Below are 12791 nucleotides of genomic sequence, written 5' to 3'. Positions count from 1 at the left end.
GTATTGCTCATGCCATCGGGGTCCTCATGACCTGCATGGCGGCCCAAGCCCACGCGGGAGTCGTCGACGGGACGACACAAACGGTAGCCGCACCAGGCGACCCGACTGAAACGTGGCAGGTGATGAACGGCGGGTCGTTGACCGTAGAACCCGGCGCAGCCACCAACCTGATTACCGTGGGGACGGGCGGGATTCTGGCCGTCAACGGGGCCACAGTGCAGTCGACGGGGCTCAACCCCGGCGTCCAGCTCCTCAACACGACGGGCACCATCACCAATTCCACAGTGGGCAGCGCGGGCGGTTCTGGGCTGTCGCTTGGGTCGGCAGGTGGGTCGACGATTGCGCCATCGGCGACCGTCACTAACAGCACGATCACCGGTAGCGCGTTCGGTGCACAGGTCGGCACGAAAGGGACGCTCACGTTCAATAACAGCACGGTGTCGTCCGGCACCGGTAATGTCGGCGGGTTCAACGCGGGGATCGTCAATTTCGATTCGACGGTGACGGTGAACGGCGGCACGGTCACCGGCGTGAACGGTATTTGGGTGGCGACAGCGGTTGGGGGCACTTCGTCCACCACCACGATCAACGGGGCGACAGTCACCGGCACGACGGGGTCGGGGATTCTGATTCAACCGCAGCCTGGCGTCACCGGCGCCCGCACCGCTACGGTGACGATCGAGAACGGCAGCAAAGTCTCGGGGGGCGATGGCAACGTCGTCAACGCGATCGGCGCGATCACGTCCAATGTCACCGTCGACAACTCCCAGTTGACGGGCAACGTGACGGGCGACGGCACAGCCACGGTCAATCTGACGTTGCAAAACAACGCTTCACTGACGGGGTCACTCGTGAACCTCACGTCGCTGGCCGTGAACTCGAACGCGAAATGGTTGCTCACGGCAAACAACACCGTGCCAACGGTCACCATGAACGGCGGCAGCATCGACATCTCGGGCACGGCGCTAGGCACCAACAATTTCCACACACTGACAGTGGGCACGCTCTCCGGCAATGGCACGTTCCTGATGGACACGAACATTGCCACGCATTCCGGCGACTTGCTTGCGGTCACCGGCAACGCGACAGGAAGCTATCAGCTACATGTGCGCAATTCCGGCGCGCAGCCGAGCAATTTGACGCCGCTCACGGTGGTGACCACCGGCGGCGGTGGCGCGGCGTTCTCGCTGGTGGGCGGGAAGGTCGATGCGGGCGTGTACAGCTACGACCTGCGTCAGGACGGTACGAACTGGGTGTTGGCGACAGATCCGCAAGACCCTGAGGACGACCTCTCGCCGGGCACCAAGACCGTGATCGGCATCTCGGGCGTGGCGCCGACGGTCTGGTACGGCGAGCAGGCCGTGCTTCGCAGCCGCCTCGGGGACATTCGTTTGGCGGACCAGAGCAATAGCGGGGTTTGGGTTCGCACCTTCGGCAAGCAGTTTCACGCCACACCAAGTGCAGGCGTCGATTACCGGCAAACGCAGTACGGCGTGATCGGCGGGGCCGATATGGTGGTGGGCAAGGCGTGGGGCGGAACGTGGCTCGCCGGGGTGCTGCTGGGCACGAGCCACAGCAAGCTGAGCTTCGACGGCGGATCGACCGGCGGCGTGAATAGCTACACCGGCGGCCTCTACACCACTTGGCTTGGGACGACCGGCTATTACTTCGACGGTGTCGTGCGCTTCAATCACTATTCCAACGATGCCAACGTTGTGATGAGCGACGGCACGGGGGCGCTCGGGAGCTTTGGCGAGAACAGCGTAGGGATGACGCTGGAATTCGGTCGCCACCTGACGTTCGGTAACGCCTGGTTCGTCGAACCGTATGTGCAGCTTGCCCTGCTGCGTGTCGGCGGCGACGACTTTACGCTCTCCAACGGCATGGAGTCGAATACCTCGCGCACCGGGTCGGTACAGGCCCGGATCGGCGCGGCCTTCGGCAAGACCGTCGCGCTGTCGAATGGCGGCAGCATTCAGCCGTACCTGAAGCTCGCCATCGTGCAGGAATTCATCAACAGCAATCAGGTGAACGTCAACGGCGTGAGCTTCAACAACGACTTATCTGGCACCCGATTCGAGTTCGGGGCGGGGGTGACGGGCCAGTTGCGCAAGAACCTTCAGCTCTATTCGGAAGTGGAGTCGAGCGTCGGGCACCACGTGAATCAACCGTGGGGCGTGCAGCTCGGGGTGCGATATACATTCTGATGGTCGTCAGGATGTTTGGCGTTAGATTAGGGGAATTTCGATGAATTTCAGTGAATATTAGTGTTTTTCAGTGATTGTTTGGAGAAATCGTGAGGTTTGCGTCATACGCTTCGGTCGTTTTCAAATTTATGGAAAGCCACCGAAATGCGAACTTTGCCGCAACATGTTCTTTCTCCGAAACGGACGCGAGCCATTTGCGCGGCCGTTGCCCTGCTGGTCGGGGGGATGGCACCGTGGGCTAACGCCCGAGAAATTATTAACGAACACATCTATATCGACGGCCCTGAGCATCCCGACGTCGTTGAAGGCTGGACGCTGGGTCAAGGATCGTCGCTCACGATTACTGGCGCCTCCAATGCGTCACCGGCATACATCTACCTGCGCGCGGGTTCCAATGCATGGGCCGATCTCAACGGCCTGACGATGATTGGGAACCGAGACTCGACACCCGACGGCTACGGCGTGCTGTTCGTTGGCGAGAAGAATCAGGTCTCGTTGCGAAACTCATACCTGGAGTCCTCAAACTCCTACGCCATCAAAGTGGGTGGCGAGGTGGGGGGGCGGCCGGAGGGCGAAGGGGCGCAGATGCACATCGTCGACAGCACCATTAAAGGGGTGCAGCGCGCCATCTTGGTTTCGCACGGCAGTGAGCTTTCCGTCCAAGGTTCGACGATCGTTGCGCAGTACGATCCCGACTCGATATACAACTATGGCATCCAACAACTGCACTCGACGGCGCGCTTGCACAACTCGTCGGTGCTGGGCGGCGGGGTCGGTATCGGCATGTTCAGTTACAGGCACCTGGACGAGACGGTCAACCAGTTGTACCTGTCCAACACGCGGGTCGAGGGCGAGCGAGACGCGGCAATTCGTGTCGATCACGAAGAGTCTTATGGGACGTCGCTTGTCGCCGATATCGTGATTGCGAACGGCTCGACGTTGTTCGGCGCAGACGGCAAGCTGATTTCGGCTGGTCACAACTCGCAAGGCGATGACCCGATCACGCTGAACGTCGTTGTCGATAACAGCCAGCTCGAAGGCGACTTCGATTTTCACGATCGCGTCGATAGCGACGTGACAATCACCAACGGCGGTTCGCTCACCGGGCGGATCATCGGTGCCGACAAGCTCACGCTGAGCGATCAGGGCACGTGGCGTCTGGTGGAAGACAGCGCCATCGGCGACCTCACGATGGCTGGCGGTATCGTCGATATTCACGGCACCGCATCGCAAGGGACGTGGCACACGCTGGACGTTGCCAAGCTCTCGGGCGAAGGCACGTTCGCCATGCACGCCGATCTCGTGACCGGCGAGGGCGACAAGCTCAACGTGAGCGATCGCGATGCCACCGGTAACTATCAGTTGGCCGTTCAGAACACTGGCCGCGAAGGCGGTGTCGAGACGCATGAACTGGTCAGTCAGGCGGGCGACGATGCGGCATTCTCGCTGGTTGGTGACAAGGTCGACGCGGGTGTCTACACGTACGTGTTGAAGTCGTCGGGCGAAGCCGGTGGCGAGCAGTCGTGGTATCTGGAGCGTACCGGTGAAGTGTCGCCGGGCACCGAAGCCGTGATTGGCGTGCACAGTGCCTTGCCGACCGTCTGGCTCGGCGAGCAGACGGCGCTGCGTACCCGCATGGGCGAACTGCGCTTTGCCGATGGCGACACTGGTGGTGCATGGGCGCGTACGTATGGCTCGCGCATCAATGCCCGTCCGACCGTGGGTACCGGTTATTCGCAGGACCAGTGGGGCGTGTTGGCAGGTGCCGACGGCGTCGTGAGCCGTAACGCCAACGGGCATTGGCTCGTCGGTGGTATGGCCGGTGTCAGCTCGAACCAACTGCGTTTCGATACCGGTTCGCGCGGCTCCATCGACAGCCACACGGCAGGTCTTTACGCCACTTGGCTAGGCAACAACGGCTTCTACGTCGACACGGTGGCGAAGTACAACCGCTATACGTCGGAAATCAATGTGCGCATGAGCGACGGCACGCCCAGCAAGGGTGACTTCGCGAGCCACGGTTTCGGCGCTTCGGTGGAAGTTGGCCGCATGTTTGCACTGCCTAACCAATGGTTCGTCGAACCGTTTGCACAAGTGGCCGGTATGTGGGCGGGCGGCAGCGACTTCACGCTGGATAACGGCATGCATGCCGAGACGACGGCGACGCGTTCGGTGCTCGGTACGTTGGGCGTGAACGTGGGTAAAACGTTCGAAACCACGAAGGGCACGTTCCGTCCGTATGCCAAGCTGGCTGTGGCGCACGAGTTCATCGGCAGCAACTCGGTCACGGTCAACGGCATCGAGATGAAGAACGATATCTCCGGCACGCGATTCGAAGTGGGCGCGGGTGTGGCGGCACAGATGGCCAAGCGCTTGCAGGTTTATGTCGACGGCAGCTATTCGGTAGGCACTCGCGTCGATAAGCCGTGGGGTGTGAACGTCGGCGCGCGCTATCAATTCTGAGGCGTGTGAATCTTAACGAAGAACGAAGCGCCCCGACTTTTTGAGCTGGGGCTTGCCCGGTGGCCTAACGGTCACCGGGTTTTTTTCGTTTGGCGCAGTCCTTATCGTCCGTTTAGCTGGACACTGCGTGCGGTGCTACAGGTGCGCAATACGCACGAGGCTGACCGTTAAAGCCAACGCTGGCGCCATCGCCCACGCGCATCACTTCGAAGTAATCGGTGTGATCGGGTTGAAAGCCCGGATAGACGAATCGATAGACGAGATCGTCGGGGGAGTTGTCGTCTCGCAAGCGGCTCGTGTGCACCGTGTTCACACGCACCCAGCGATCGAGCGCGGCGTATTTGAATTCGCTCGCGCGATGCACGACGGTGGACTTCCCGTCTTGTTGTACACGCCCCGAAAAACGGGCGTTGCCGCTGCCGTCCTTGTGGTATTGCGATTCCATCAAGCCGAACACCTGCACGTGTTCGCCGGCTGACGTGCGGGTGTCGAATTCGATGTGCGCGTGGCAGTCCCAGTCGATGCGCTTGTCGGGCACGAGCCACCACGCGGCGACCCACGGCAACACGACGGCAGCGGCGACACCTAGGCAAAGCCCTCGCATACCCACGCGCGCTCGCCTGAGTGACGACACAGAGGACGGTGAAGGGATACGGTTCATGGCTTGGCGTGGTCGATCAACAAATAGGACAGGCAGTCGGCGGTTGCCCGGCCGATGGGCTCGCTGCAAAGGAAGTAGCTCGAAACGTTGAGGCTTCCCGCGCCATTGATATAGACGTAGCGCTCGCTGGCATCGGCGATGGAGGTTGGCGGCGTGGCCGCAAGCCGCGCAAGACGTCCTTGAACGAAGGCGGTGTTCTGCTGAAAGCTTGGCGAGACAAACACACGATTGTCGGCGGCGGGGTCGATGGCGACCCATCGCGCTTCGGGCGCACTCGTGCGCAAGTCGCCGCGTAAGTCAGGCAACACCCAGCCCGCGAGGGCGGCGCTCAGTGCCGCCACACCCAACCAGATGCCCGTAGCAAAGCCGAGCCGGAGCCCGCCGGTGCGTTCGGGCGGCGTGACGGCAACGTCTTGCGCTGCCGGTACGACGGGCGCTTCGCTGCCATTCGGGTTGTCGGGGTTGTCGGTGTTGTCGTCACTCGCCGCTGCGCTAATCGAGTCGACGTCCGGCGTAGAAATTTCTCTCGGCGGGGATTCATTTTGGGTATTTTCCCTTTCGAATGTGGCCGGATTTTGTCGATTTTCGGTAGATGAGGGGGCGCCAGTGATGGCGTCGACGAACGGTGTGACACGTGTCACACCGATCAATCGATAGCCGATGCGGGGCAGTGTGATGAGCGATGCCGGGTCTGCGCCGAGCTCTTGCAAGCCCTTTCGGATACGCATGATCGACTGGCTGAGGTTGTTCTCCGTCACCACCGCGCCGTATTGTTCCCAGCCCTGTGCAAGCAGCGAGCGCTTGGTCACGATTTCGCCGTCGGCGTTGAGCAGCACCTGTAGACAGCGGCCAGCGGTCGCGCCCAACGGCACGCTGAGCGACGCATCGTCGCGCGCGACCAGCATGAAGGTGTCGGTGTCGAAGCCTACGACGTCACCGATAAGAAACTTGACCATAGGAAAGCGCCAAGACGCATCGCGCCTTGGCGTAGTGGGAAATCGAGAATGCGTCGCACGGGACCGGCGATACCTGCGTTGCCGGACCCGTGCGTACGGTGTTGCTCGATGTTACTCCTTTGACGTTGCCTCCGGGACGGGCCGCGCGGCGATCTGGGCGAGCTTCTTGGCGATCAGACTCTCGGCTTTAAGGTCGCCGGACATCACGCGCAAAGGGGTAGCGCGTTTCGCTCGACGCGCTCGCCGTTGTGCGCGTGTCGTGCGGTGATACCGCCCCCATTCGTTGAGCGCTTTCTGGCGCTCGCTCGCCGACTTGATCTGCATGATGTCGGTGAGCGCGAGGCCGCGGCTCGGCGAGCGATCGCCGTCAGGCGGCCCGTTGCCCGTGGTGTCGGTCAGATGATCGTTTCCAAGGGGAGCCGTCACCACCGGCGTGCCTCCCGCGCGTGCCACCGTGTATTCAATGCGTGATTGTCCGTATGGCCACACCCACATGATCAATTCCTTCGGCCAGTAGAACGACAGTTCGTTATCGATATCGTCCGCGATGAGATGCATTTCGTAGTTGTACACGGGGTGAGGGTTGACATTCAACGGTCCGCCCCACTCGGCCGCCGGGACTGGGTCGAGGAGTTCGGCATCGTCCGGATCGTAGTAGTTGGCGGTGACGTGTACACGCACAATGTCGCCCACTTGCATGTTGGCGTAAGGGGGCACGATGATGCGCTCAAAGCCGTTGCGACCGACGTTGCCCCAGACGACGTACATGTGCTCGAAGGAGGCCTTGCCGAGCGGGTCGCCGCCGCCCGGCAAGTCGCCCGCATCGTCAGCGATGACCGTATCCAGCGGCGAATAGCTGATGTTTGTCGTATCGGCGTCGATGACTCGGGTGACCACGTATTGAATTTCGTGCGTCCCGCTGCCTTCGGCGGCGACGGCCTCCCACGGCAGGGGCACTTCGATATCGATCTGGTTGGCCATGTCCTGACCGTTGATCGAGCGGGTCGGGTCGATCACTTGCTCGCCATATCTCAAGACAAGGATGTCGCCGAGTTTGAACGCCGTTTCGGTGGTGATGCCACCGTCGGCGTCACGTTTGAACCACGGAATGATGAACGTGTGATCTTCCTCAAGCGAAGCATTGGGAATGAAATTCTCTTGCTCGCCCGTCTCCCATTGGGAATGGCGTACGATCGGCCGCCCGAGCGCTTCGTTTTCCGGCGTATCCGGATCGGGATCTTCGCCGCCGGCCTGCGACAGATTCACTCTGACCGGTGTGCCATCGCGCGGTCTGCCGACTTCACGTCCTGCGCGGTAGACGACATAGTTGACGGTGATCGTCGCATTGCCGTCTTCGTCCTGATCGGCGTCGGCCCATTCCCCAAGGACATCGCCATACGGCACGGGGATCTCGAGAATCACGTCGATGTCGCTGTCCGGGCCGTCGAATACGACGGGCGGCTGTTGGCGGCTGCCCCAAAGGACGACCACGGTGTCAGCAAATAGGATGTCGGGATGCCCCGGGATATGCACGTCGACGGGCGTGCGCGCGTCGGCCTCATCGATGAGGCTGTCGTCTTCATGCAAGGGCACCAGCGGTGGTTCGAGATTATCGATGCCGCCGGTGAGGAACAGCTCGAAGTCTACTGGTGCCGACAACACCGACACGTTGCCTGCCAAGTCGGTGATTCGATACTGCATCCAGATGAGGCCGTCGCCGAGCGCGAGGAGCTGCTCTCTCGAGACGTTGAGGAACAGCGGATCGTCCGTCTGTCCGTATGGGATGGTGTAGGGCTCCAGTTCCAACGTTTCGCCACTTCCCACGTTCGTCAGCACACCGACGAGGGTGTCGCCTTGAATGCGGTCCTGATAACCCGGTATCTCGCAAGGCAGTACGTCGCCCAGCTCCTCAAGTCGGCCCGACGTCAGTCCCTCTTCAGACACCCCCTCGGGAAGTTCGGCTTCGCCGGGGAAGGGCCGGCCGGGCACGAGGTAATCGATCGTGAAGAAATACGGGGGCGTGATGTCGTTCCAGTTTTCGTCGAATTGGCTCCGGCATACGTATTGAAGGTTGTATGTGTTCGAGACGGGGCGGTCCTCAGCTGGCAACGTGATGGTAAAGAAGCCCGCGGCCTTATCCTCTGGCGTTATCACCAACTGTTCGGGGCGCATATCGCCATCGAGGGACACTTTGTAAAACCATCCGGCGATCATCTCCGGCAACAACGGGACGTGAAAATCCAGCGGGTCGTCTCTCCAGCTCTCGAGGACCAGGTTGTAGGGAAAGGCATCGGGGGGAAAGTCGTCGGGTCGGGGTGCCAATGCGGCGGGGTCGACCTCCGGCATGTTGCCGAATCGTTTTGATGGCGCGCTTGCGGCTCGAACGACCGGTGGGCTCAGCTCATCTACCATCGGATCGACGCTTCTTCGAAGCATGCTGCTACTCAGTTTCATGATCCACCTCCAGGCGGGGGAGAAGTGCGTTCGCGAAGTGTGGCGCTGCGATTCGCGGGCGGAAACTGTCAACGTTGACAGGCACCCGGAGAGGCGCGCTGCGTATGGAGCGGGTGGGGTAACTGTCAACGTTGACAGTTGGCGGGCGAGGAATTCGGTGTCGTGATGGGGGAATGTCGTGGGCTGCGACCAAGCGCAGATCACGCGTTTTCGATGGCAATGCTGGGCAATCGACAGCGGCCACCGGCTTACTCCTGTGGAGGTTCACCATGAATTTTCGAGATCCATTGGCTCCCCAACAGTCAATTGCTCAAGCGCCGCGCGACGTGCGCAAATCGCCGTATCGCGAGGCGCTACCTCGCAACTTGCTCGCGCCCGTCGTGCCGCTCGCGGTTGCCAACGGCGGCATTCGCTACGTCGACGTGATCGACCCTGCGGGATGGATCGATGTACAGATCCCGCGGAACATCGTTTTCCTCAAGGGCGACGTCTTTCGCTTGTACTGGGGCATCGAGGGCGATGTCGTTGATGTGATCATTGGTGAAGATCCCAACGCGCCGATGCGCACGATTCGTGCGCCGGTGCCGAAAGTGATCGAAGCGGGAGAGGGTGATATCGAAGTCTGGTACGAGCGCGTGTCGCCGTTCGATGAGGTTCCGGTGCCGTCGCCGCGCACGACTGTCAGAGTCAAGATCACCGTCCCGGGCGGTTTCGATCCAGATCAAACGACACCGATCAACGAGAACCTCGCGCCTGCCATCCTGCCGCCCGGGCCGATTCAGAAGCCGATTCCTGCGCAAGGCCTCCCAGTGACGATTCTTGCTTGGGAAAACATGGCTGAAGGGGATCGATTGATCTTGCGCTGGGGCTCGCAAAGCGTACCCGTCCCGCCGCTGGACGCCTCGCAAGTGGGGCAGGACTTAGTGGTGATGGTCAGCGAGCAGGTCATCGACGACGCGGGCGACAGCGAGAACATGCCCGTCTCGTACGACATTCGAGACATCGTCAACAACTGGTCGAAATGGGCCCCGAACGCATATATCGAGGTCGATGTTGGCGGCTCGAACTACATGGCACCCGACGTGAACGAGCTCGTCGGCGACGAACTCGACTTCGACGCGTTGAACGGCGGTGACGCAACCGCAGTTGTCATTCGCAATGCGGATATGGCGGCGGGGGACTCGGTTGAGCTGACATTCGAAGGACACGCCTTCGGCGGCCATGACGTGACGTACACCGACACCAAAACGCTGACCGCCAATTCGCTGCTATTCCCGCTGCCCAACGATGTGCTGGGGCAGGCAGTGCCGGGGCAAGGTTCGGTGTATTACCGAGTGAGTGGTGCCGGTGGCGTGGCCAAAGGGCGCTCTTCCAGAACGTCGTTCACCATGACGGGCACGCCGGTGTCGCTGCCCGCACCCGGCGTACGCGAAGCGGTGGGTGGGACGCTTGATCCCGCGAATGCGGCTAACGGCGCAACGGTCGATATCGCCGCGTGGGCGGGTATGGCGGTGGGCGATACGGTCACGATGCATTGGGTGGGGACAAACGCCGGAGGCGCACCGGTCAGCTACACGGACTACCGGTCTTTAGACACAGGCGACGTCGGCAATACGGTGACGTTCCTGGTGCCGTACAACAACATTGCCGCGTTCGCGGGCGGACGCGCCGACGTGTATTACACGGTGCAGGCGGGGCAAGGGTCGCGCGAGTCGCAGCATCTGCCGCTCAACGTCCTGGCGATCGTGCAGTTGGCGCCACCGTTTGTGGGCGGCGAAGTCGGCGGGGAGCTGGATCCTGAACTCGTGCCCGACGGTGCATCGCTGACCATGCCCGCTTGGCCGGAGATGACGCCGGGCGACAGCGTGACGTGGTTCTGGCTGGGGACGTCGGCAGGCGGACAGGCCACTGGCACGATTACGGTCACAGAGGTGGGGCCGGTGACGGTCACCGTGCCGCGCGGCGTGATCGAGATCAATGCCAACGGTGGCGATACCGTCAGTGCGTTGTACGAAATCACGAGAGTCGGGGGCACGAGCCTCACGTCGTTGGCGCGCGTGTTCAAGGTGTTGCCATTACCTGCACTCATGTTGGATCCACCGGTGGTGGAGGAGGCAATCGATGGCGTACTCGATCCTGCCAATGTCGACGTCGACGCTACCGTGAGCGTCGCTCCCTATCCCGGCATGGAATCAGGCCAGCTGGTGACGATGCGCTTTGGTGCGGGCACGGGCGCGGGCGAACACACCGCATCGGTTTTGATTACCGGCAGTAACGTCGGCCGCACCGTGCAAATGTTCGTGCCGAAGGCGAAGGTGGAGTTCTTCGAAGGCAGAACGGTCACGGTGAACTACTCCGTGCGCACGTCGTCAGGCGAGATCGATTCGCGAGATCTGGTGCTGACAGTGCGCTCACAAGTGCTTTTGCCCCCACCGAGCGTGACTGAGGCCGAGGGCGATTATCTGCCTGAAGATGCGTATACCCGAGGCGTCACCACGGTGATCCATCAGCACCCGGAGATGGCGGCGGGAGATCGGATCGATTTGTATTGGGGCGAGGGCGCGCGCGAGTATCACGATGACGTACCCATCATCGTGCCGATGGACTTCCCGTTTTCAGTACCGAAAGACGTCGTGGACCGGTGGTTCGGCACCGTGGTGCCGGTGCGCTACACCATCACTCGGGGTAACACGGTGATGCACTCGGAAGTGTTGAGTCTGCGGGTTGCGTTGCCGCTGCCTGCGCCTGAAGTGCTAGAAGCCCCGGACGGCGTACTCGACCCGGTCGATGCGCAGGAGGGCGTGACGGTGCGGGTTGCCTACGAAGGGATGACCACGGGTGACGAGATCGAGTTGTTCTTGGACGGGGGCAGTGGGTTCGGAAAGCATCCGGGCAACGCGAATGGCCAAGTGAGTATTGCGGTGCCAGCTAATCGGATTGCGCCGTATGTTGGGCAGACCGTGCCGGTGCATTACACGGTCACGCGCAATGGACGTGTCAGTGCGTCTGGAATTCTGAGTTTGGTCGTGGGTGAGTTTGCCGAAGACGCGCTGCCGACGCCGGTGATTCCCGAGGCCGAAGACGGGATGTTGAAACTGTCCTCTTTCGATGGCGATCCCTCGGTGACAGTGTCGCCGTGGCCGCTCATCGCTGCGGGGCAGAAGGTGTGGCTGCGATGCTATGCGACGCTGGAAAACGGCGGGAATGACACCATCGTGCTGTTGCAGGGGCATTCACTGACAGCTTTGGAAGCGACGCGAGGGCTGAGTCAGCGGATCCCACGGGCACGGCTGGAGGCACTGAGGAACGAGTCGCCTTTGGTTGTCGAACTGACGGTGACATTCGACGGCGGCGATGACGAGGCGCAAGCGACGTTGTTCCCTGAGCTTCGGTTGACGATTGAGGTGTTGCCGGAGTTTGAGGTGCCAAATACCGACATGATTCTCAACGGTCGTGCAGTGAAGCAGACCTGGCCGCGGACCGGAGCAGAGGCGCCGGGGAATTGGGAAGCACGTCCTGCCACTGGAGGGGTGCCACCGTACACCTACACGTCGGGCAATGCGGGGATCGCCACGGTCAACGCGGTGGGCACCGTCATCGGGCAAGGTAACGGCACCACGACAATCACCGTCCGAGATAGTCGAGGGACTGCGACTTGGTACAGGGTAATCGTCAGTAATGTATTCCAATTCATGTGGCTTGATTCCAGCGCGACCCCAGAGCAAGCCGTCGCGTGGAAGAACAGCATTCCCGGTGCGATTGGGATCGACCCGGACGTGGCTGCACTGGTGAGGTCGATATATACGAGCGGCGAAAAACCTTCGGGTGGTTTCACCTACTGGGCCTGTCAATTGGCAGGCTGTGAGGGGACAAGAAGACCAACTTACACCTCAGAAAGGTTGTTACTTGGATGCGGCCACCCGGAAATAGAGTTCTTGAACAGGGCCGTCTGCCTCGTCCCTAAGAACGGCTAGCCCCGCCTGTCCTGCCTAGCGGCTTCCTGTCATCCCTCAGCACATAGCTACGCCGGTGCCCACATCCCATGGGCAC

At 61.4% G+C, this 12791-nt stretch carries 6 protein-coding genes; 3 read left to right on the top strand and 3 right to left on the bottom strand.

All coding sequences use genetic code 11. The annotated features are described in order from the left end of the window. Nucleotides 1–26 precede the first annotated feature (26 nt). Entirely contained in the window at nucleotides 27–2207 is a 2181-nt protein-coding gene (locus PPN31114_RS21805; protein WP_217426974.1) for an autotransporter outer membrane beta-barrel domain-containing protein, read from the top strand. Nucleotides 2208–2432: 225 nt separating this feature from the next. Then, entirely contained in the window at nucleotides 2433–4670 is a 2238-nt protein-coding gene (locus tag PPN31114_RS21800) for an autotransporter outer membrane beta-barrel domain-containing protein (protein WP_174988331.1), read from the top strand. A 112-nt stretch (nucleotides 4671–4782) separates the two neighbouring features. Here PPN31114_RS21800 and PPN31114_RS21795 read toward each other — a convergent pair whose 3' ends face one another. From PPN31114_RS21795 to PPN31114_RS21785, 3 genes are all read right to left on the bottom strand, one after another. Further along, the gene (locus tag PPN31114_RS21795) at nucleotides 4783–5331 is read right to left on the bottom strand and encodes a hypothetical protein (RefSeq protein ID WP_150681589.1); all 549 of its coding nucleotides are present in this window, start codon (nucleotides 5329–5331) and stop codon (nucleotides 4783–4785) included. Beyond that, entirely contained in the window at nucleotides 5328–6287 is a 960-nt protein-coding gene (locus tag PPN31114_RS21790) for a winged helix-turn-helix domain-containing protein (RefSeq protein WP_150681588.1), read from the bottom strand. The genes PPN31114_RS21795 and PPN31114_RS21790 overlap by 4 nt, the downstream gene beginning before the upstream one ends. Before the next feature lie 111 nt (nucleotides 6288–6398). Beyond that, the gene (locus PPN31114_RS21785) at nucleotides 6399–8813 is read right to left on the bottom strand and encodes a hypothetical protein (protein ID WP_150681587.1); all 2415 of its coding nucleotides are present in this window, start codon (nucleotides 8811–8813) and stop codon (nucleotides 6399–6401) included. Between the two features lie 197 nt (nucleotides 8814–9010). On the opposite strand from PPN31114_RS21785, the gene PPN31114_RS21780 reads away from it, so the two are divergent. After that, nucleotides 9011–12715 carry a hypothetical protein gene (locus tag PPN31114_RS21780; RefSeq protein ID WP_150681586.1) on the top strand — a complete coding sequence of 1235 codons (3705 nt, stop codon included), beginning with the start codon at nucleotides 9011–9013 and terminating at the stop codon, nucleotides 12713–12715. The last annotated feature ends 76 nt before the right edge of the window (nucleotides 12716–12791 follow it).

The sequence above is a fragment of the Pandoraea pneumonica genome (assembly GCF_902459645.1).
GTDB classification, from domain to species: domain Bacteria; phylum Pseudomonadota; class Gammaproteobacteria; order Burkholderiales; family Burkholderiaceae; genus Pandoraea; species Pandoraea pneumonica.
This window is presented reverse-complemented; position numbering and strand designations above follow the sequence as displayed.